This window comes from Pseudomonas sp. c313, from assembly GCF_055407145.1.
In genome coordinates this window covers 786062-807085 of sequence record NZ_JBUZRD010000002.1, presented here as the reverse complement: position 1 = coordinate 807085, position 21024 = coordinate 786062, and the positions used below count along the sequence as shown (strand labels likewise).

Genomic DNA, 21024 nt, shown 5'->3' with positions numbered 1-21024 from the left:
CTGCCGGGTGGTTGTGCGCTATTGACCAATGGTCGAAGCGTGCAACTTGTTTGCTCTATCCCCGGCCATTTACTGCGGCTCAAGGCTATACCCAGGTTCCAGAGCACCCTATGATCGAGGCCCACGCCTGCAGATGATCAAGAGAGTGAAGAAGTTGCGCTTACGGCCGAACGTTAAAACCTCCTTGCTGGTGGCAGCCTGTGTCCTTGGACTTGCAGCCTGTGCCGGGCAACCCTCGAAAATCCGGGGCTTGCCTGAGCGTGTTGAACTCAACGGCGTGCCGGTGTTTCGCAGTGAGGCCTATCAGAGCGGTCCTGCTGCCTTGGCCAGCATGCTGTCGCAACAAGGCATTGTGATTACACCGGGTTTGCTGGATAAGCCGCTACACCTTCCAGGCGCGGAAGTTGACCTTGAGCACAATATGCAGGTGCTGGCGCGCGAATACGGGATGCTGGTGTATCCGCTGGATGCCAAGCTGCCGGCACTGTTGGCACAAGTGGCCGCCGGGTATCCGGTGATGGTACGGATCACCGAGGGCTCGACCTTCTGGGCTGGGCCACGTTACGCCGTGCTGGTCGGCTACAACCAGCAGAAGAGTACGGTGTTGTTGCGGGTGGGAATGGACCGGCGACAGCTGATGGGCTTCAGTGCCTTTGAGTCTGCCTGGAAAAGCGCCGGTCACTGGGCGATCCTGATCCAGCGGCCAAGTCAGCTGCCGGCGAACGTGGATGCCGGACGCTGGCAGAAAGCAGCCAACGAGCTTGCTCAGGCCGGGCAGGAACAGGCTGCAGCCCAGGCACTGAAGGTGCTGGCCGGCAAACCGGTGAAATAGTAAAAACCGTCTTATGCAGGGGGGCTGCTTTGATTAGCGGTGTGCCTCGGAAACCTGGGCTGTCCCGCTCTGGCGATTTTTGAGATTCTTGTCGGCCTTGTATTGCAGAGCTACGTCCGGCACTGAGCCGCTTTTGCCGGTCTCTACCCATTTGCGAATGCGGCTGGCATCGGCAAAGTGGGTGAATTTGCCAAAGGCATCGAGGATCACCAGCGACACCGGACGGTTACCCATGCTGGTGACCAGCACCAGGCAGTGACCTGCCTGATTGGTAAAGCCGGTCTTGGTCAGCTTGATGTCCCAGTTGGCACGGTTGACGAGGTGGTCGGTGTTGGAGAAACCCAGGGTGTAGCTGGGTTTGCGGAAAGACACGGTTTTTTCCTTGGTGGTGCTCAGTTGCGTGAGCATCGGGTATTTATGCGCAGCCTGTACCAGCTTGCTCAAGTCCCTGGCGGTCGAGACGTTATGAATCGACAAGCCGGTGGGCTCGACATAATGGGTGCTAGTCATGCCCAGGGCCTTGGCCTTGGCGTTCATCGCTGCGATAAAGGCTGCGTAGCCGCCCGGATAATGATGGGCAAGGCTGGCGGCGGCGCGGTTTTCCGAAGACATCAGGGTGATCAGCAGCATCTCTTTACGAGGCATTTCGCTGTTGATCTTGACCCGCGAGAACACACCTTTCATTTCCGGGGTGTCAGTGATGTTGATGGAGATGTACTCATCCATGTTCTGCTTGGCATCCAGCACGACCATCCCGGTCATCAATTTGGTGACGGAGGCGATGGGCACGACAACATCGGGGTTACTGGCGTAGATGACTTTGTTGGTCTGCAGGTCCACCAGCATTGCACTGCCGGAGGCAAGGTGCAGTTGCGAGGTGTCGCGTGGGGCGAGGGTGGTTTCGCTGGCGCTGGCGAAGGTGCCTGTAAATGCAAAAAATAGGCTGATGATAGAGATACGAATTTTCACGCGGATGAACTCGCTAAAAAGTAGGGGTATACCGTTCTGCAACGGGCTTTCTGAAAAATGACGTTACATTTTAGAAGTATGGATCAGAAACTGTCGAATGTTCTTCCAGAACCAGACTAAAGCTCTTAAAAACAAAGAAAAAAGCAGTTATTTTCGGGGCAATAAAAAGCCCCGCCATAAGGCAGGGCTTTTTCAGAGCGGCTGGTTATTAGTCGTGCAGGGTTTCTGCAGCATACAACGTGTTTTCCAGCAGGCAGGCACGGGTCATTGGGCCGACGCCGCCCGGAACCGGGGTGATCCAGCCGGCACGGGGCAGGGCGGTTTCGTACACCACATCGCCCACCAGCTTGCCGTCTTCCTGACGGTTAATGCCGACGTCGATGACGATGGCGCCTTCCTTGATCCATTCACCTTTCACCAGGCCTGGCTTGCCGGCGGCGACCACCACCAAGTCCGCCCGGCCGACGTGGCCGGCCAGGTCCTTGGTAAAACGGTGGGTGACGGTCACGGTGCAACCGGCCAGCAGCAATTCCATTGCCATCGGGCGACCGACAATGTTGGAAGCGCCGACTACGACCGCATCCAGACCATAGAGGTCGACGCCGGTGCTTTCCAGCAGGGTCATGATGCCCTTCGGGGTGCAGGGCCGCAGCAGCGGAATGCGTTGGGCCAGGCGGCCGACGTTATAAGGATGGAAGCCGTCGACGTCTTTATCCGGGCGAATGCATTCCAGCAGTTTGGACGCATCCAGATGCTGGGGTAACGGCAGCTGAAGCAGGATGCCGTCGATCTTCGGGTCGTCGTTGAGGCTCTCGATCAGGTCGGTGAGTGCCTGCTGGGTGGTATCGGAAGGCAAGTCATAGGCCTTGGAAATAAAGCCGACCTCTTCACAGTCTTTACGCTTGTGCGAGACATAAACCTGAGAGGCGGGATCACTGCCGACCAGAATCACCGAGAGGCCAGGCGTGCGCAGGCCCTGCTGGCGACGCTCAGCGACACGTTTGGCGATCTGCTGGCGCAGGCTGGCGGCGATCGTTTTGCCGTCGATAAGTTGTGCAGTCATTACGCGTGATTAACCATCGAGAAGGGGAAGAAAAGTGCGCGCATTCTCGCACGCCAGGACGTGAGGGCAAAGGCGCTTGGTCTGTAAATTCCCCTAACCCCTTAAATAAAATGAGTTTTTTTTAAAAAGGATTTGACGAGTTCCGGGGGCGTCTATACTATTCGTCGCACTTGTCGGGCACAGCCTAGCACTGGTTAAGAAGGTCGAGCAGAATGTTTGTTCTGTAAGGCTGGAAGCACTTAGTTTGTAATCCTCAAAGAGTACAGATTAATAAAGCGCCCGTAGCTCAGCTGGATAGAGCATCCGCCTTCTAAGCGGATGGTCGCAGGTTCGAGTCCTGCCGGGTGCGCCATTAGGCAGCTTTGGCACAAGTAGCGCTATATGGTGGGCGTAGCTCAGTTGGTAGAGCACGGGATTGTGACTCCCGTTGTCGAGGGTTCGATCCCCTTCGTCCACCCCATATTTAAAAGGCGCCAGATTAACAGTCTGGCGCCTTTGCTTTAAGAGCTTCAACCGCGGATGTGGTGGAATTGGTAGACACACTGGATTTAGGTTCCAGCGCCGCAAGGTGTAAGAGTTCGAGTCTCTTCATCCGCACCAAATCAAGCCTTACTTGGGTCTACTGCCTTTAGTAAAGCTCAACAAAAAATCCGTTCTAGTCGGATTTTTTGGTCACGCTACAATGGTGGGCGTAGCTCAGTTGGTAGAGCACGGGATTGTGACTCCCGTTGTCGAGGGTTCGATCCCCTTCGTCCACCCCATATTTAGAAAGCGCCAGATTAATAGTCTGGCGCTTTTTTTATGCTGTTTTTTCTGCCTTTGTTGTTGCGCATTCTCGAAGTCAAGAAAAAAACAAGCATTCTCAATGCCTTGGCGTTAGAATCGCTGCCGGTTTTGAACGCATGGAGCTGATCCGGTTACATCGGGGTCGGTGCAGCTATTTAATAGCAGATAACGGCGCAGCACCTGAAAAAGGGCTGTGCCGTTTTTGTTTAAGTGGCTTGAGTTTCAGCGTGGTCGCAGGTATTGGGCTGCAGGGATAGGGTGTTTCGTCGTATTTATGTTTCTCGATGATGCCGCCGTGTCCGCCGATCCCGTTTGTGGGTCGGCTGTCAGGGAGCTGATCGACAATCGCTTCTATATATAGAAGTGTTGGCGCAGAGCCTTGGCGTGAAGGGATGTATTGCTAGCGGGGCGAGGTGCATTCCTGCATTCGCTCCTATAAATGGCCTGCTGTTTTTTTACCCGTTTTCAGTAGGGTGACTTCTTGAGTTTGACCCACTAGAATGCATGCCCTTGATTCTGGGGTCGGAAACGGCCGGCTAACGTCTGTGCAACGAGGAATATCCATGCAAGTTTCTGTTGAAAATACTTCTGCTCTTGAGCGCCGCATGAGCATCACCGTGCCGGCTGAACGCATCGAGACTCAGGTCAACAAGCGTCTGCAGCAGACTGCCCAAAAGGCCAAGATCGCTGGTTTCCGTCCAGGCAAAGTGCCAATGAGCGAAATCAAGCGCCGCTTTGGTGCTGATGCGCGCCAGGAAGCTGTAGGCGACGTAATCCAGTCTTCCTTTTACGAAGCTGTTGTCGAGCAAAAGTTGAATCCGGCTGGCGCGCCTTCCATCGAGCCTAAATCGCTGGAAGCGGGCAAGGATCTGGAATACGTTGCAGTTTTCGAAGTATTCCCTGAGTTCACCGTTGCCGGTTTCGAATCCATCGCCATCGAGCGCCTCAGCGCTGAAGTGGCTGATTCGGATCTGGACAACATGCTGGAAATCCTGCGCAAGCAGAACACTCGCTTTGAAGTGGCCGAGCGCGCCGCCCAGAACGAAGACCAGTTGAACATCGATTTCGTTGGCAAGGTTGACGGTGAAGTATTCGCTGGCGGCTCCGCCAAGGGCACTCAGTTGGTGCTGGGCTCCAACCGCATGATCCCTGGTTTCGAAGATGGTCTGGTTGGCGCTAAAGCCGGCGAAGAGCGTGTTCTGAACCTGACTTTCCCGGCTGACTACCAGAACCTGGACTTGGCTGGCAAAGCCGCCGAGTTCACCGTGACGGTCAACACCGTTTCCGAGCCTAAGCTGCCAGAGCTGAACGAAGAGTTCTTCAACCAGTTCGGTATCAAGGAAACCGGTATCGAAGGCTTCCGCACCGAAGTTCGCAAGAACATGGAGCGTGAACTGCGTCAGGCTATCAAGTCCAAGGTCAAGAACCAGGTCATGGACGGTCTGCTGGCCGCCAACCCGATCGAAGTGCCTAAGGCTCTGCTGTCCAACGAAGTCGATCGTCTGCGCGTGCAGGCTGTTCAGCAGTTCGGTGGCAACATCAAGCCTGATCAACTGCCGGCCGAGCTGTTCGAAGAGCAAGCCAAACGCCGTGTTGTTCTGGGCCTGGTTGTGGCTGAAGTGGTCAAGCAGTTCGACCTCAAGCCTGACGAAACCCGCGTTCGTGAGCTGATCCAGGAAATGGCCTCGGCTTACCAGGAACCTGAGCAGGTTGTGTCCTGGTACTACAAGAACGACCAGCAGCTGAACGAAGTGCGTTCGGTTGTGCTGGAAGAACAAGTTGTGGATACTGTTCTGCAGAAGGCTAGCGTGACCGATAAATCGGTCTCTTACGAAGAAGCAGTCAAGCCGGCGGAAGCAGCACAAGCCGACTGATTGTCCGACACGTTTGAAAATGCACACATAAGCCAGCCTCGCGCTGGCTTATGCGTATTCAAGACATGACTATTTGGGAGTGACTGCAGGACATGTCCCGCAATTCTTATTATCAGCAGAGTTCTGACATCCAGGCCGCAGGCGGCCTGGTCCCGATGGTTATCGAGCAGTCCGCCCGTGGCGAGCGCGCCTATGACATCTACTCGCGCCTCCTCAAGGAACGAGTGATCTTCCTGATTGGCCCGGTAGAAGACTACATGGCCAACCTGGTCGCGGCGCAACTGCTGTTCCTTGAAGCGGAAAATCCGGACAAGGACATCCATCTTTACATTAACTCGCCAGGTGGTTCGGTCACTGCGGGGATGTCGATCTATGACACCATGCAGTTCATCAAGCCTGACGTCTCCACTACCTGCATCGGCCAAGCCTGCAGCATGGGTGCTTTTCTGCTCGCCGGTGGCGCAGCGGGCAAGCGTTTCTGCCTGCCGAACTCGCGGATGATGATTCACCAGCCGCTAGGTGGTTTCCAGGGGCAAGCGACCGATATCCTCATTCATGCTGAGGAAATCAAGAATATTCGCCTGCGCCTCAATACGTTGTTGGCCCATCACACTGGTCAAAGCCTCGAAACCATTGAGCGCGACACCGAACGTGATAACTTCATGAGTGCCGAGCGCGCAGCCGAATACGGGCTGATCGACTCGGTCATGCAGAAGCGTCACATGCCTGCCTAAGCAGCCCAAATGTAGGTGGTTGGTTTAACTGACCACCTGCGGACTTGAAAAAGCCCGCAATAGCCTTCATCTTGTGTTGCAAGCCTATCGGATTTGGATCGATCGAATGACTGACACCCGCAACGGCGAGGACAACGGCAAATTGCTCTATTGCTCCTTCTGTGGCAAAAGCCAGCATGAAGTGCGCAAATTGATTGCCGGCCCCTCGGTCTTTATCTGCGACGAGTGCGTCGACCTGTGCAATGACATCATCCGTGAGGAGGTGCAGGAAGCCCAGGCCGAAAGCAGCGCGCATAAATTGCCTTCGCCTAAAGAAATCAGCGGCATCCTTGATCAGTATGTGATTGGTCAAGAGCGTGCAAAAAAGGTTTTGGCCGTAGCGGTGTACAACCACTACAAGCGGCTGAACCAGCGTGACAAAAAGAATGACGATGTCGAGCTCGGCAAAAGCAACATCTTGCTGATTGGTCCTACAGGTTCGGGTAAAACCCTACTTGCAGAAACCTTGGCTCGCCTGCTGAACGTTCCCTTCACCATTGCCGATGCAACCACCCTCACCGAGGCCGGTTACGTAGGTGAGGATGTCGAGAACATTATTCAGAAGCTGCTGCAGAAATGCGATTACGACGTGGAAAAAGCCCAGATGGGCATTGTCTACATCGATGAAATCGACAAGATTTCGCGCAAATCCGACAACCCTTCGATTACCCGGGACGTTTCCGGTGAAGGCGTGCAGCAAGCACTGTTGAAACTGATTGAAGGCACGGTTGCTTCCGTACCGCCACAAGGCGGCCGCAAGCATCCCCAGCAGGAATTCCTTCAGGTTGACACGCGCAATATACTGTTCATCTGCGGCGGTGCGTTCTCCGGTCTGGAAAAGGTTATTCAAAGCCGTTCCACCCGTGGTGGCATTGGCTTCGGTGCAGAAGTGCGCAGTAAGGAAGAGGGCAAGAAAGTCGGTGAGTCCCTGCGTGAAGTCGAGCCTGACGATCTGGTCAAGTTCGGTCTGATCCCGGAATTCGTCGGTCGCCTGCCTGTCCTGGCGACCCTGGACGAGCTTGATGAGGCTGCATTGATGCAGATCCTCACCGAGCCGAAAAACGCCCTGACCAAGCAGTACGCCAAGCTGTTCGAGATGGAAGGCGTGGACCTTGAGTTCCGTGCTGACGCGCTCAAATCGGTGGCCAAGCGGGCACTGGAGCGCAAGACCGGCGCTCGTGGTTTGCGTTCGATCCTCGAAGGTGTATTGCTCGACACGATGTACGAAATCCCCTCGCAGTCTGAGGTGAGTAAAGTCGTGATCGACGAAAGCGTTATAGAAGGCAAGTCCAAGCCACTGTATATCTATGAAAACAGTGAGCCGGCTGCCAAGGCTGCACCTGACGCGTAAGTGTCGTCCTGCTGCAATAGAACCAGCTGTACAAAATAAGGGGGCCTTTGGGCCCCTTTGTTTTTACTGCGTTTAACTGCTGCCATTGAGCTTGTTTTTTTTGCAGGCAGCCCCCATCTTGGTTTCAGGCTACTTCCATCTGTTTACGGCCCCTTGGGCCGCCGTAGAGGCGAAATCATGAAGACAACCATCGAATTGCCTCTCCTGCCATTGCGTGATGTCGTTGTGTATCCGCACATGGTTATCCCGCTGTTCGTGGGGCGCGAGAAGTCTATCGAAGCCCTCGAGGCCGCGATGACGGGCGACAAGCAGATTCTGCTGCTGGCCCAGAGAAATCCTGCCGACGACGATCCGGGCGAAGATGCCCTATATCGCGTTGGTACCATTGCCACTGTTCTGCAACTGCTCAAGCTGCCTGACGGCACTGTAAAGGTGCTGGTCGAAGGTGAGCAGCGTGGCGCGGTCGAGCGCTTCATGGAGGTGGATGGCCATCTGCGCGCCGAAGTGGCGCTGATTGATGAAGTCGATGCCCCTGAGCGCGAATCCGAAGTGTTCGTTCGCAGCTTGCTTTCCCAATTTGAACAATATGTACAGCTGGGCAAGAAAGTTCCGGCTGAAGTCCTGTCTTCCCTCAACAGTATTGATGAGCCAAGCCGCCTGGTGGACACCATGGCCGCGCACATGGCGCTGAAGATTGACCAGAAGCAGGACATCCTCGAAATTATCGATTTGTCTGCCAGGGTCGAGCATGTCCTGGCATTGCTGGATGCCGAAATCGACTTGTTGCAGGTTGAAAAGCGCATCCGTGGTCGAGTCAAGAAGCAAATGGAGCGCAGCCAGCGCGAGTACTACCTGAATGAGCAGATGAAGGCCATTCAGAAAGAACTGGGTGACGGCGAAGAAGGCCACAACGAAATCGAAGAGCTGAAAAAGCGCATCGATGCTGCTGGCCTACCGAAAGATGCCTTGACCAAGGCGACCGCCGAGCTGAATAAGCTCAAGCAGATGTCGCCGATGTCCGCTGAAGCCACCGTGGTACGTTCCTACATCGACTGGCTGGTCCAGGTGCCGTGGAAGGCCCAGACCAAAGTGCGTCTGGACCTGACTCGCGCCGAAGATATTCTCGACGCCGATCACTATGGCCTGGAAGAGGTCAAGGAACGCATCCTCGAATACCTCGCCGTGCAGAAGCGGGTGAAGAAAATTCGCGGGCCGGTGTTGTGTCTGGTCGGTCCTCCTGGTGTGGGTAAAACCTCCCTGGCTGAGTCCATTGCCCACGCAACAAACCGTAAGTTTGTACGCATGGCCCTCGGCGGCGTGCGCGATGAAGCGGAAATTCGTGGTCATCGCCGTACTTACATCGGTTCGATGCCAGGAAGATTGATTCAAAAGATGACAAAAGTGGGTGTGCGCAACCCGCTGTTTCTGCTCGATGAAATCGACAAAATGGGCAGCGACATGCGTGGCGACCCGGCATCTGCCTTGCTGGAAGTGCTCGACCCTGAGCAGAACCACAATTTCAACGACCATTACCTGGAAGTCGACTATGACCTCTCCGATGTGATGTTCCTGTGCACCTCCAACTCCATGAATATCCCGCCAGCCTTGCTGGACCGGATGGAGGTGATTCGTCTGCCGGGCTACACCGAAGACGAGAAGATCAACATTGCCGTCAAATACCTTTCGCCCAAGCAGATTTCAGCCAACGGCCTGAAAAAAGGCGAGATCGAATTTGATGCCGAGGCAATCCGCGACATCATTCGCTACTACACCCGCGAAGCCGGTGTACGGGGTCTTGAGCGTCAATTGGCGAAGATCTGCCGCAAGACGGTCAAGGAGCATTCCCTGGAAAAACGCTTCTCGGTGAAGGTTACGGCTGACTTGCTGGAACATTTCCTAGGCGTGCGTAAATTCCGTTATGGCCTGGCTGAGCAGCAGGATCAGATCGGCCAGGTTACGGGCCTTGCCTGGACTCAGGTGGGTGGCGAGTTGCTGACCATCGAAGCCGCTGTGGTACCAGGCAAGGGGCAATTGATCAAGACCGGTTCCCTTGGCGATGTGATGGTCGAGTCCATCACCGCTGCACTGACCGTGGTGCGCAGTCGTGCCAAGAGTCTGGGCATCCCCCTGGACTTCCATGAGAAGCGCGACACTCACATCCATATGCCGGAAGGGGCAACCCCCAAGGACGGCCCTAGCGCAGGCGTAGGCATGTGCACGGCCCTTGTTTCGGCATTGACCGGCATTCCAGTACGCGCCGACGTGGCCATGACCGGGGAAATTACCCTTCGTGGCCAGGTGCTGGCCATTGGTGGTCTCAAGGAGAAATTGCTGGCTGCGCACCGTGGCGGAATCAAGACAGTGATTATTCCGGAAGAGAATGTTCGCGACTTGAAGGAAATTCCTGACAATATCAAGCAGGATCTTCAGATTAAACCGGTTAAATGGATTGACGAGGTCCTGCAAATTGCGCTGCAATACGCGCCGGAGCCCTTGCCGGATGTGGCTCCGGAGATAGTTGCAAAGGACGAAAAGCGCGAAACTGACTCTAAGGAAAGAATTAGCACGCATTAATACGTTTAAGCTTGGGGGCTTCCTTGACAGCTTTTTAGAGCCCTTGTTATAAAGCGGCTCTTAAGTGTCTGTAGGCCATTCAGTACTGGTTTTTGCTTTCACCAAAAAACTTAGAATCATACTCAATAGATATAAGGGGACTTAGAGTGAACAAGTCGGAACTGATTGATGCTATCGCCGCATCTGCTGATATCCCGAAAGCCGCTGCTGGCCGGGCGCTGGACGCAGTAATCGAATCCGTCACTGGCGCTCTCAAGGCCGGCGACTCTGTGGTACTGGTTGGTTTCGGTACTTTCTCTGTGACCGATCGTCCAGCTCGCACTGGCCGTAACCCACAGACTGGCGAAGCCCTGAAAATCGCGGCAGCCAAAAAACCAGGTTTCAAAGCCGGTAAAGCCCTGAAAGAAGCTGTTAACTAAGCTTCGTTCAAGCTTTTGCCTATCCGGGTCACACGCAAGTCTGACTTGGCAGCGGAGCGGCACCAGACCCAGCTTATGTTGGGTCGCCACGCCGGGGGTGTGGGTTCTAACCCCCGACCGCTCCGCCAGTTACGAGAAGGCGCATCCTCGGATGCGCCTTTCTTCTATCCGGACTCTACCCACGCTCCACGGTTGCCTAATTTTGAAGTTCAACCGTTTCTGGGGGACGCATGCTGCAAAATATCAGGGACAATTCACAAGGCTGGATTGCCAAGACCATTATCGGGATCATCGTTGTATTGATGGCTTTCACCGGTATCGAGGCCATTTTTCAGGCCACGACCAACAGCCAGGATGCGGCCAAGGTCAATGGTGAAGAAATCAGTCAAAACGAGCTGAGCCAGGCCGTCGACACGCAACGTCGGCAGCTGATGCAACAGTTGGGCAAGGACTTTGACGCGTCCTTGCTGGATGAAAAAATGCTGCGCGACGCTGCCCTCAAAGGCCTGATCGATCGCAAGCTGCTGCTGCAAGGCGCGGCTGACTCGAAATTCGCTTTCTCGGAAGCTGCGCTGGATCAAGTGATCCTGCAGACGCCGGAATTCCAGGTCGATGGTAAGTTCAACGCTGAGCGTTTCGACCAGGTGATCCGTCAGTTGGGCTACAGCCGTATGCAATTCCGTCAGATGCTGACCCAGGAAATGCTTATCGGCCAAGTGCGTGCAGGTATTGCCGGCAGCGGTTTTGTAACCGATGCGCAGGTTTTGGCATTTGCTCGTCTGGAAAAGCAGACCCGCGATTTCGCCACTGTAAGCGTCAAGGCCAACCCGGCTGCGGTGAAACTCACCGATGACGAGGTCAAGGCTTACTACGACCAGCACGCCAAAGAGTTCATGACACCGGATCAGGTGGTCATCGATTACCTGGAGTTGAAGAAGTCTTCCTTCTTTGACCAAGTCACCGTCAAGGACGATGAGCTGCAGGCGCAGTATCAGAAAGAAACCGCCAACCTCGCTGAACAGCGTCGCGCCGCGCATATTCTGATTGAAGTCAGCGACAAGGTGAACGAGGCGCAAGCCAAGGCCAAGATCGAAGAAGTGCAGGCCCGCCTGGCCAAGGGCGAAAGCTTTGAAGCCCTGGCCAAGGAGTTTTCGCAGGACCCAGGTTCGGCCAGCAATGGCGGTGACTTGGGTTACGCGGGCCCGGGTGTCTACGACCCAGACTTCGAAACAGCCCTGTATGCCTTGAACAAGGATCAGGTATCGGAGCCGGTACGTACCACCTTCGGCTGGCACTTGATCAAGCTGTTGGGTGTTGAAGCACCGCAAGTGCCATCGTTTGCCAGCCTGAAAGACAAGCTGACCCGCGAAATCAAGACCCAACAGGTTGAGCAGCGTTTCGTCGAAGCGACCAAGCAATTGGAAGACGCCGCGTTTGAGGCCTCCGATCTGGCTCAGCCGGCTTCGGACCTGAAACTGACCGTGCACACCTCCGCGCCATTTGGCCGTGAAGGTGGCGAAGGTGTTGCAGCAAACCGCGCAGTGGTAACCGCTGCTTTCAGCCCGGAAGTATTGGATGAAGGTGCCAACAGCACTGCCATCGAGCTGGACCCGGAAACCATCGTGGTGCTGCGTGCCAAAGAGCATCGCAAGCCAGAACAGTTGCCGCTGGAAAGCGTTGCCACTGCCATCCGTGCGCAGTTGACCAAGGAGCGCGCAAGCGCTGCGGCGAAGACTCATGCCGATGAGCTGATTGCCAACCTGCGCGATGGCAAGTTGCCGCTGAATCAGGCGGTCGATGGTCAGGCATGGAAAGTTACCGAAGCGGCCACCCGTGGTCAGGAAGGGATCGATCCAGCCGTGCTGCAGGCCTTGTTCCGGATGGCCAAGCCAGCCGCCAAGGACAAGCCGACGTTCAGCGACGTGACGCTGTCTGATGGTAGCTTGGTGATTGTGCGTCTCAACGCCGTCAACGAAGCAGTTGCCCCGACGGACGAAGAGAAGGAGCAATATCGTCGCTTCCTCGCGTCCCGTGTTGGCCAGCAGGACTTCGCTGCCTATCGCAAGCAGTTGGAAGCCCAGGCTGACATCAAGAAGTTCTGATGTCGTTATCAGCCTGAATAAAAAGACCCCGGCCTCAAAACCGGGGTCTTTTTTTATGGACCGTCAGTCGTTTCCATTCAGGCGCTTGCCCGAGAATTTGAGCTTGCCCCAGGTCAGCCCAATCACCGCTGCCAGGGACGAAGCTGTCAGCACGCTCAGCTTGGCAGCCGACAGTAGCGTCGGATCAGAGAAGGCCAGCGAGGATATGAAAATGGACATGGTAAAACCAATCCCTGCCAGCAGGCCCACCAGGCCGACACCGTTCCAGGTCACGCCCTCAGGCAGTTTGCAGATGTTCAGTTTGACTAGCACCACGCTCGCCAGTATTACCCCCAGCGGCTTGCCGAGTACCAGAGCCAGGATGACGCCCATGAAAACACCATGGGGTAGCGGATCGTCCAGGTTGAACCCTTGCAGACTCACCCCAGCGTTGGCCAGGGCGAATAGCGGCATGACCCCGAAGGCCACCCATGGGTGTAAACTCGCCTGAATGCGCTGCACCGGCGGTAACATCTCGCGCTGGGCCTGTCTCAACTGCTTCAACGGTTTGGCGACCTGATGCGCACTTTCAGCTGATTGCGAAAGTCGCTCAATCAGTTCATGAAACGTGCGCCCGATGGTGTCCAGAGGCCGTTCCGATGTAGGTCTGGAGCTGACGGGTGTGATCAGGCCAAGCATGACGCCCGCGAGCGTCGGGTGCACACCGGTCTTGAGCAGGCCAAACCAGACAATGGCTCCCGGCAGAACGTACACAACGGCTTTGCCAATGCCCATCCGCTGAAAAATCAGCACCAGCGCCAACCCGCAGGCCGCAATCACCAACCCCATGTAGTCCAGGCTGGCGGTGTAGAAGATGGCAATGATCAAGATAGCGACGATGTCATCAATGATTGCCAGGGCCAGCAACAGGATGCGCACGCCACCGGGAATTGACTTGCCCAACAGCGCAAGCACACCCACTGCGAACGCGATATCAGTGGCGGTGGGCACGGCCCAACCGCTGGCGGCCTCGGTACCGTGATTGAGCAGGGCATAAATGATCGCCGGCATTAGCACTCCACCCAGTGCAGCCCCTAGCGGCAGGGTAGCCAGTTTCAGGTTGGCGAGTGCACCGTCCTTGATCTCCTGGCGAATCTCGGCACCCACCACCAGGAAGAAGATGGTCATCAGCCCGTCGTTCACCAGGAAGTGCAATGAACGCGAGACCGTGAAGTCCCCCAATCCAATAGTGAGTGGGGTATTCCAGAAATGTTCGTAGGAATCGGCGGCAGGGCTATTGGCCCAGATCAGCGCCACAATTGCTGCCAGCAGCAGTACGATACCGCTGACCGCTTCGATGCGTGAAAACCGCTCCAGCACAGACAGGGCGCCCTCAGTTAAAACCTGTGGGCGGGGAATAGTAGGGCGTTTATCAGGCACGACAAGTCTCCATTGGCGGCCCGACCAATGCTTATCCTTTAACCTACCCTGTGCTGTATGCAACAGCGCACCCAGTACGATCATAAGAGTTAACCGACACTGAGTCACGTTGCTGGTTAAACATCGGTTAAACGAAGCGTCGCCGTCAGGGCCATCAAGTCGCAATGCCTCGGCGAAGTTGCGGGTGTTTACGACCCTATGGGCGAGCGGCTTTTTCCTGCAGACACCGTCCCGTAAGACTGTGACGTTTTACTGACAGGAATCCGCGCGCCGACGCCACGATCTGTTGCACAATACCGCCCTGACTGTTTTCCTCAGGATTTTCAATGTCTATATCATTTCACTTGCGTGCCCTCGGCGTGGCGCTGGTGCTGGCGGGCGCCGCGGGCTGCTCGTCGCCCAAGACCGCTATTTATGAACATGAGAATTTCGACGACTCCGGTACGTTTTCACGTGATTATCCGGTCAGTGATATCGCGGCTTGCGAAGCGGCCAGGCGTGCCTTGCTAAGCCAGGGCTATATCATCACCAGCAGCGATCCGAAGCTGGTGGTTGGTAACAAGAGTTTCCAGCAGACCGGTGAAACCCATCTGCAGATTAGTTTCAACGTGGTGTGCGCCGACGATGGCAGTGCGAATCATCACTCGACGATGTTTGCCAACGCCCTGCAGGATCGCTATGCACTGAAGAAGGTCAACAACTCCGCAAGCCTGGGTGTGGGTGTGTTGGGGTCGGTGTCGATGCCGATTGGCTCCACCGATGACTCGATGGTCAAGGTGGCCAGTGAGACAGTGTCTGCGCCCAAGTTTTATGACCGTTATTTCGCGCTGGTGGATGTTTTTCTGCCACAGGAAGTGAAAAAGGCCGCGCATATTCCTGAAAAGCCCAAGGCCGAGCTGGGCGTGCCGGAGCCCACGGCGGCACCGGCTGAGCCGGCCCCAGCGGCGGATAATCCCCCGGTGCCCGCGCCCTTGGTTCCGGTAACGTCGCCCGCCCCTGCGGCAGAGCCCGAGGCATCGCAACCGTTGGCACCGCCACCGGAAGCTGCGCCGATTGCACCAGCGCAAGCCTCTGAGCCAGCGGCACCGGTTGAAACCGCGCCAACGTTGCCTGCGCCGACAGAGTCTATTGAGCCCCTGCCGACACCTGCACAGTAGGCTGAGCTAGACCGCTACGGGATTCGATTTGTCGACATCGATCCCGTAGCGGCTTATGGCCTCGCTGACGCGGCTGCGACTGATCAGACCGTCGTCGGCCAAGGCTTTCAGCGCGGCCAGCACGATGAAATGTCGATCTACCTCGAAGAACTCCCGAAGGGATTCCCGTGTATCCGATTGCCCGAAACCGTCGGTGCCTAGTGCCACGAAGCGGCGTCCAGCAACGAACGGGCGGATCTGGTCGGCGAAGATCTTCATGTAGTCGGTGGCGACCACCACCGGTCCGACTTGACCGGCCAGGCTCTGTTCCACATAGCTCAAGCGCGGCTCGCTCTGCGGGTGCAGTAGGTTCCAGCGTTCCACCTCATGGCCTTCGCGGCGCAGTTCGGTAAGGCTGGTGACACTCCACACATTGCTGACTACACCGAAGTCCATGCGCAACAAGTCTGCGGCGGCGATCACTTCCCGCAGGATCGAACCACTGCCCATCAGTTGCACTTGGGGGTGTTGGGTTTCTTCGCCGGCTTGTAGCCGGTACATGCCCTTGAGAATCCCATCCGCGACGCCCTCGGGCATCGCCGGATGCGGGTAGTTTTCGTTGAGCAGGGTGATGTAGTAGTAAATGTCCTCTTGTTCGACGTACATGCGGCGCATTCCTTCGCGAATGATCACCGCTAATTCGAACGCGAAGGTCGGGTCGTAGGAAATACAACAAGGGATCACCGAAGACAGCACGTGACTGTGGCCATCGTCATGCTGCAAGCCTTCGCCCATCAATGTCGTTCGCCCGGCAGTGGCTCCCAGCAGGAAGCCACGGGCCCTGGCATCACCGGCGGCCCATGCCAGGTCGCCGACACGCTGGAAGCCGAACATCGAATAGAAAATGTAGAACGGTACGGTCATCAAACCGTGATTGCTGTAGGACGTACTCGCCGCGATCCACGAGGAAATGGCACCGGATTCATTCAGGCCTTCCTGCATGATCTGCCCGTCCTTGCTTTCCTTGTAGTAGCTGAGCTGGCCTGCGTCCTGCGGGGTGTATAGCTGCCCGACGGCGGAATGAATACCGATCTGACGGAACAGGCTTTCCATGCCGAAGGTACGGGACTCGTCCGGGACGATGGGTACGATCAGCTTGCCGAGGTCGGGGTCCTTGAGCAGGGTGCCGAGGATGCGTACAAAGGCCATGGTCGTGGAAATCGAGCGCTCGCCGGTGTCATTGAGCTGGTTTGCGAACGCCTCAAGCTCCGGAATTTTCAACGATTCGACGTTGTTGGTGCGCGCCGGAATATAGCCTCCCAAGGCCTGGCGCCGGGCGGCGAAGTAACGGGCTTCGTCGCTATCGGCGGCGGGTTTGAGGTAGGGGATTTGCGCCAGTTGGTCATCGGCCACTTCCAGTCCGAAGCGATCACGAAAGGCCTTCACGGCATTGTCGCCCATTTTTTTCAGCTGATGGTTGATGTTCTGCCCTTCGCCAGCCTCGCCCATGCCGAAGCCCTTGACGGTTTTTGCCAGGATAACGGTCGGCTGGCCGCTGTGGCGTACGGCCGCGGCATAGGCGTTGTAGACCTTGTCCGGATCGTGACCGCCCCGCGAGAGTTTCCAGATATCGTCGTCGGAAAGGTCCGCAACCAGTGTCAGCAGTTGCGGGTATTTGCCGAAGAAGTGTTCCCGCACATAGGCACCGTTTTGCGACTTGTAGTTCTGATAGTCACCGTCCACGCACTCCATCATGCGCTGGCGCAGCAAGCCGCTGGTGTCCTTTTCCAGCAGCGCATCCCAGCCTCCGCCCCAGATCACCTTGATCACATTCCAGCCGGCAGCACGGTACAGGCTTTCGAACTCCTGAATTACCTTGGCGTTGCCGCGTACCGGGCCATCGAGGCGTTGCAGGTTGCAGTTGACCACGAAGATCAGATTGTCGAGTTTTTCCCGGCCCGCCAGGGATATCGCCGCCAGGGACTCCGGCTGGTCCATCTCGCCGTCACCGAGGAACGCCCAGACTTTGCGGCCCTGGTGCTGCTTGAGGTCGCGAAATTCCAGGTAGCGCATGAAGCGTGCCTGGTAGGCGGCGGTGATCGGCCCCAAGCCCATCGACACCGTAGGAAATTGCCAAAAGTCCGGCATCAGCCGTGGGTGCGGATAGGACGACAACCCTTCGCCGCCCGCTTCCCGGCGGAAGTTGTCCAGTTGCGCTTCGCTGATCCGGCCTTCGAGGTAGGCGCGCCCATAGATGCCTGGGGACGAGTGGCCCTGGATGTACACAAGGTCGCCGTCGAAACTGTCGGTGCGGCCACGGAAAAAATGATCGAAGCCGACGTCGTAGAGCACCGCTGCCGACGCATACGTGGCGATATGTCCTCCGACGCCGGAATGTTTGCCGGCACGTAGGACCATGGCCATGGCGTTCCAACGGATAAACGCATTCAGACGTTGCTCGACGGCCAGGTCACCGGGGTAGGGCAGTTGGCGATCCACCGGGATGGTGTTGACGTAGGGTGTAGTGACGCGCCCGTAGAAGTCGCCATGCCGAGCCACGTCGAAATCCAGCAACTGATCAATCAGGTAATGGGCTCGCGGGCGGCCTTCGGCTGACAGCACCGATTCGATGGACTCCAGCCATTCGCGGGTTTCCTGTGGATCGTCGTCGAGTCTTGCTGCGGTGTTCTGGGTCATGTCGGGCTCCAGGGTGAATGGATTTGCGCGTGCGGGTCCTTGTGGGATGACGGCGTGGCACACTGCAAATGTAGTTGCAATTACAACTACATGACTGAATCTAGCGCGGGATGAGCTACTATTGCAACCTTCTTGAATTCCCCGGATGGTGTTGCATGTCGTCGAAAGAGCCTGATGTCTGGTTCCGGTTTGTCAGGGCCCACAGGACGGTCATCCGTGAAATTGAACGGCGCCTGGCCAATGCAGGGCTGCCGCCTTACGCCTGGTATGACGCGCTATGGGGCCTGGAAAGCGGTCCTGATGGCACCCGGCGCATGCATGAGTTGGCGGATGTGCTGGCTATCGAACGCTACAACCTGACGCGACTGGTGGACCGTCTGGAAAAGGATGGCCTGGTGGTGCGTTCGCGCTCTGACGGCGATGGGCGGGCGGCGTTTGTCTCAATCACTGAAGAAGGCCGGGTGTTGCGCAAAAAGATGTGGAGCATCTACGAAAGTACAGTGGATGAGCTGTTTTTGTCCCAGCTTGATGCTGAGCAGCGCCAGGGGTTTGCCGATGCGCTGGAGCGCACGGCGGGCCTGGCGATGAGCGTGTGTGTACAGTCCCGTGGGCGGCGCAAGAGCTGATTCATTTCAGTCGATACCGGCGCAGGGCTGTTTCAACCTGCGCGGCATCGATATACCCATCATCTGCCAGCGCCTTCAAGGCCAACGCAGTGATCCAGTAGCGGCTGGGTGTCGAGGCTCCCACCGAGCCCGCTCCCAACGCTACAAACCGTGCATCCACGTACCCCGCCAACGGATCGACAATCGATTGCGGGTACCCGGTGACGGCAATCACCGGCGCATCATTCCCCACCAGACAGTCCTGCAAATGGCAACTGCGCCTTGAGGTGCTCGGATGCAGGCGATTCCAGCGTTCAGCAGCCCGTGCTTCACGGGCCAGCCGGGTGTAGCTGGGACAACTCCAGAGTTGCACGGCGATGCTCCATTCTTCTTCCAGTAACGTTGCGGCGCCCAGCACCTCCTCAAACGCCCGGCCTGCGCCGAGCAGGCGTACGCTCAGATCCCCGATTTGTTCTCGCTTGACCCGATACATGCCCTTGAGCGCATCTTCACAATTCTGTGGACTCAATCCCGGACCTTCGTCCTGGTCGTGCAGCGCCAGGTAATAAAAGCCCGGCTTGCCGTCGACATACAGCGTCCGCAAGCCCGCCAGGATAATCGCCCGGGTTTCCTCTCCTGACGCCGGGTCATAAGGCGTGCATTGAGGGTTGCTCGCCAACCACATCGGTAGGGAAGGCTGCGTGCCTTTGGGCCAGATAGAGGGATGGGTTTCGATGTCGTTGCACAAGATGCCGCGTTGGGCGGTCTCGGCGGACAGCGCCAGCAGTTGGGCCGATGACGCCGCGCTGTGCAGGTACAACATTGGTCTTTCACCGGTGTTACGGGCGAACCAGCTGGGCCAGGCGCCGTTACGTCGGCATCGAGATTGGCCGCGAATGACCCACGCTTGTCGGCGGGTCGCTGGGTTGAACTCCAGGGTGTTGGCCATTGCCATGACGGTATACAGCGGCGAACTGCGGGGCTGATCCGAAGCGCTCAAAGTATCGATGCAGATCTGGGCGGCTAGCGCGGTTCGGGAGATGAGGGTGGTCATGGTTGGGTCGCCTGGCAACGTAGGCCCACACCCTAATGGATTTTTATATATTATTGCAATTGCAATGATTGCAATTGCATCCGTTAAGTCATGCTAAATCAGCAGAACGCGGCTACGTTTAATATTCAGGTGCAGGAACGTCATCGCCCGTACATTTTTTCGTCATGACGGCACTTTAGGCTGGTTGAGCAGGTCATTAAGCAACCACCGCGTTGCACTCAACAAGGAGCTGACAATGGACGATTACCAGGAAGAATTGCTGGAGTACCAGGCCTTTGAACTGGACCCGATGGACCCGGCCGATGACGCTACAGAGCTGTAACCGGACGTCAGGCTGAATGCCGCTGACTGCGGCGAAACTCCCCTGGGGTCTGGCTGTTCCAACGCTTGAACGCCCGTTGAAAGGCTTCGGCTGAGGCAAAACCGAGCAAGTAGGCGATTTCGCCGAACGCCAGTTCCGTATCGCGAATATAGGTCATGGCCAGGTCGCGGCGGGTATCGTTGAGGATCGCCCGAAACTGCGTGCCTTCTTCGGCCAGTTTGCGGCGCAAGGTCCAGGTTGGCAGCTTCAAGCGTGCCGCTACTTCTTCCAGGTTGGGTTCCCGGCCGCCATTGAGCATCGGCCCGAGTAAACGGGTGATGCGCTCGCGCAGGCTGCGGGTGCGGGTCAACTGCTCCAATTCCCTTTCACACAGTTGCAACAGCGTTTGCCAGGTACTGGGGCAATGCGCGGGGTTGCGCAGCGCCAGGGTGTGTTGGCTCAGGCGCAGTTGATTGGCCTCGGCACCAAACTGAATCTGACAGTCTCCCAGAACGCTGTAGCACGGACTGTAGTCGGGCGCCGCGAATTCGATCTCGATCCGTTCGGCCCGCACCGGTTCTGCGCTCAGGCTCGACAGCTGATGCAGCCAGCCGGCAATGATCGAGTCCACCACAAAGCGGTTGTAGGCGTTGTAGGGGCTGATGGAGTAGAAACGTAACCACGCGCCCTGGGCGTCTTCATGAAAGCTGGACTGACCACGGTAATTGGCGCCATACAACGCTTCGAAGCGGGTCAGCGTGCGGGCTGCCTCGCGTACGGTGGGCGCCTGGGCGGCGGTGACACCAGCCAACCCTGCCTGGCTCAAGCGACTGAGCTGGCCCATGCGCAAACCCAGGCTCGGATCGCCGGTCAACTGAATGGCCGCGTGGCCCAGGCGCATGTAGCGGGGGATCGACAAGCGAGCACCGGCCTCGCCAAGGCGTGCCGGGTCCAGGCCGTATTGCAGCAGCAGTGGTTGCGGGTCCAGGCCATGGCTGAGGATGGCGTCGGCCAGTGTGTGGACAAAGCCCACCGATAAATCCCCGAGGCGCATTGGCGCAGGCTTCAT

General features: G+C 57.0%; 16 protein-coding genes and 4 tRNA genes. 14 read left to right on the top strand and 6 right to left on the bottom strand.

The features are described 5' to 3' along the window. The first annotated feature begins 154 nt into the window (after positions 1–154). A complete protein-coding gene (locus ACZRKZ_RS08640) occupies positions 155–832 on the top strand; it encodes a peptidase C39 family protein (RefSeq protein WP_463981466.1) in 678 nt (225 codons plus the stop codon). Between the two features lie 33 nt (positions 833–865). Here ACZRKZ_RS08640 and pbpG read toward each other — a convergent pair whose 3' ends face one another. Beyond that, the gene (gene pbpG / locus ACZRKZ_RS08635) at positions 866–1801 is read right to left on the bottom strand and encodes a D-alanyl-D-alanine endopeptidase (protein ID WP_463969400.1); all 936 of its coding nucleotides are present in this window, start codon (positions 1799–1801) and stop codon (positions 866–868) included. Between the two features lie 208 nt (positions 1802–2009). Then, positions 2010–2864, bottom strand: coding sequence for a bifunctional methylenetetrahydrofolate dehydrogenase/methenyltetrahydrofolate cyclohydrolase FolD (gene folD, locus ACZRKZ_RS08630; RefSeq protein WP_463969401.1), 855 nt, complete (start codon positions 2862–2864; stop codon positions 2010–2012). Between the two features lie 275 nt (positions 2865–3139). On the opposite strand from folD, the gene ACZRKZ_RS08625 reads away from it, so the two are divergent. The 10 genes from ACZRKZ_RS08625 (at position 3140) to ACZRKZ_RS08580 (ending at position 12743) form a co-directional block, all read left to right on the top strand. Beyond that, positions 3140–3216, top strand: a tRNA-Arg gene (locus ACZRKZ_RS08625). Positions 3217–3248: 32 nt separating this feature from the next. Next, a tRNA-His gene (locus ACZRKZ_RS08620) sits at positions 3249–3324 on the top strand. Between the two features lie 55 nt (positions 3325–3379). Next, positions 3380–3464: transfer RNA gene (locus tag ACZRKZ_RS08615), tRNA-Leu, on the top strand. 85 nt (positions 3465–3549) lie between these two features. Beyond that, positions 3550–3625: transfer RNA gene (locus tag ACZRKZ_RS08610), tRNA-His, on the top strand. Positions 3626–4213: 588 nt separating this feature from the next. Continuing rightward, the gene (tig, locus tag ACZRKZ_RS08605) at positions 4214–5524 is read left to right on the top strand and encodes a trigger factor (protein WP_463981357.1); all 1311 of its coding nucleotides are present in this window, start codon (positions 4214–4216) and stop codon (positions 5522–5524) included. 92 nt (positions 5525–5616) lie between these two features. Then, a complete protein-coding gene (gene clpP, locus ACZRKZ_RS08600) occupies positions 5617–6258 on the top strand; it encodes an ATP-dependent Clp endopeptidase proteolytic subunit ClpP (protein WP_133100316.1) in 642 nt (213 codons plus the stop codon). 106 nt (positions 6259–6364) lie between these two features. Next, positions 6365–7648 carry an ATP-dependent Clp protease ATP-binding subunit ClpX gene (gene clpX / locus ACZRKZ_RS08595; protein WP_133100315.1) on the top strand — a complete coding sequence of 428 codons (1284 nt, stop codon included), beginning with the start codon at positions 6365–6367 and terminating at the stop codon, positions 7646–7648. 177 nt (positions 7649–7825) lie between these two features. Next, positions 7826–10222, top strand: a complete 2397-nt coding sequence (gene lon / locus ACZRKZ_RS08590) for an endopeptidase La (RefSeq protein WP_463969402.1) — start codon at positions 7826–7828, stop codon at positions 10220–10222. Positions 10223–10368: 146 nt separating this feature from the next. Beyond that, complete coding sequence (locus ACZRKZ_RS08585; RefSeq protein ID WP_074759350.1) at positions 10369–10641, top strand: HU family DNA-binding protein; 273 nt, start codon at positions 10369–10371, stop codon at positions 10639–10641. Positions 10642–10871: 230 nt separating this feature from the next. Beyond that, positions 10872–12743 (top strand): SurA N-terminal domain-containing protein, encoded by a 1872-nt coding sequence (locus tag ACZRKZ_RS08580; RefSeq protein WP_463969403.1) that lies wholly within the window; start codon positions 10872–10874, stop codon positions 12741–12743. A 63-nt stretch (positions 12744–12806) separates the two neighbouring features. Here the strand turns inward: ACZRKZ_RS08580 and nhaA are convergent, their stop codons facing one another. Beyond that, the gene (nhaA, locus tag ACZRKZ_RS08575) at positions 12807–14162 is read right to left on the bottom strand and encodes a Na+/H+ antiporter NhaA (RefSeq protein ID WP_463981356.1); all 1356 of its coding nucleotides are present in this window, start codon (positions 14160–14162) and stop codon (positions 12807–12809) included. Between the two features lie 326 nt (positions 14163–14488). On the opposite strand from nhaA, the gene ACZRKZ_RS08570 reads away from it, so the two are divergent. Further along, positions 14489–15319, top strand: a complete 831-nt coding sequence (locus ACZRKZ_RS08570; protein ID WP_463981355.1) for a DUF2242 domain-containing protein — start codon at positions 14489–14491, stop codon at positions 15317–15319. Positions 15320–15325: 6 nt separating this feature from the next. On the opposite strand, the gene aceE is transcribed toward ACZRKZ_RS08570, so the two are convergent. Beyond that, entirely contained in the window at positions 15326–17995 is a 2670-nt protein-coding gene (aceE, locus tag ACZRKZ_RS08565) for a pyruvate dehydrogenase (acetyl-transferring), homodimeric type (protein WP_463981354.1), read from the bottom strand. 155 nt (positions 17996–18150) lie between these two features. On the opposite strand from aceE, the gene ACZRKZ_RS08560 reads away from it, so the two are divergent. After that, positions 18151–18621 (top strand): MarR family winged helix-turn-helix transcriptional regulator, encoded by a 471-nt coding sequence (locus ACZRKZ_RS08560; protein ID WP_463969407.1) that lies wholly within the window; start codon positions 18151–18153, stop codon positions 18619–18621. 1 nt (position 18622) lies between these two features. On the opposite strand, the gene ACZRKZ_RS08555 is transcribed toward ACZRKZ_RS08560, so the two are convergent. Beyond that, entirely contained in the window at positions 18623–19654 is a 1032-nt protein-coding gene (locus ACZRKZ_RS08555) for a transketolase-like TK C-terminal-containing protein (protein ID WP_463981353.1), read from the bottom strand. Between the two features lie 184 nt (positions 19655–19838). On the opposite strand from ACZRKZ_RS08555, the gene ACZRKZ_RS08550 reads away from it, so the two are divergent. Beyond that, the gene (locus ACZRKZ_RS08550) at positions 19839–19976 is read left to right on the top strand and encodes a hypothetical protein (protein ID WP_463981470.1); all 138 of its coding nucleotides are present in this window, start codon (positions 19839–19841) and stop codon (positions 19974–19976) included. Between the two features lie 7 nt (positions 19977–19983). On the opposite strand, the gene ACZRKZ_RS08545 is transcribed toward ACZRKZ_RS08550, so the two are convergent. Beyond that, a complete protein-coding gene (locus tag ACZRKZ_RS08545; RefSeq protein WP_463969409.1) occupies positions 19984–21024 on the bottom strand; it encodes an AraC family transcriptional regulator in 1041 nt (346 codons plus the stop codon).

What these genes read in the sequence shown, in the direction of transcription:
- tig (WP_463981357.1), top strand. Translation starts at nt 4,214, where the DNA reads ATGCAAGTTTCTGTTGAAAATACTTCTGCTCTTGAGCGCCGCATGAGC.
- ACZRKZ_RS08545 (WP_463969409.1), bottom strand. Translation starts at nt 21,024, where the DNA reads ATGAAGCCTGCGCCAATGCGCCTCGGGGATTTATCGGTGGGCTTTGTC.
- ACZRKZ_RS08580 (WP_463969403.1), top strand. Translation starts at nt 10,872, where the DNA reads ATGCTGCAAAATATCAGGGACAATTCACAAGGCTGGATTGCCAAGACC.
- ACZRKZ_RS08560 (WP_463969407.1), top strand. Translation starts at nt 18,151, where the DNA reads ATGTCGTCGAAAGAGCCTGATGTCTGGTTCCGGTTTGTCAGGGCCCAC.
- ACZRKZ_RS08570 (WP_463981355.1), top strand. Translation starts at nt 14,489, where the DNA reads ATGTCTATATCATTTCACTTGCGTGCCCTCGGCGTGGCGCTGGTGCTG.
- clpP (WP_133100316.1), top strand. Translation starts at nt 5,617, where the DNA reads ATGTCCCGCAATTCTTATTATCAGCAGAGTTCTGACATCCAGGCCGCA.
- folD (WP_463969401.1), bottom strand. Translation starts at nt 2,864, where the DNA reads ATGACTGCACAACTTATCGACGGCAAAACGATCGCCGCCAGCCTGCGC.
- ACZRKZ_RS08555 (WP_463981353.1), bottom strand. Translation starts at nt 19,654, where the DNA reads ATGACCACCCTCATCTCCCGAACCGCGCTAGCCGCCCAGATCTGCATC.
- clpX (WP_133100315.1), top strand. Translation starts at nt 6,365, where the DNA reads ATGACTGACACCCGCAACGGCGAGGACAACGGCAAATTGCTCTATTGC.
- lon (WP_463969402.1), top strand. Translation starts at nt 7,826, where the DNA reads ATGAAGACAACCATCGAATTGCCTCTCCTGCCATTGCGTGATGTCGTT.
- aceE (WP_463981354.1), bottom strand. Translation starts at nt 17,995, where the DNA reads ATGACCCAGAACACCGCAGCAAGACTCGACGACGATCCACAGGAAACC.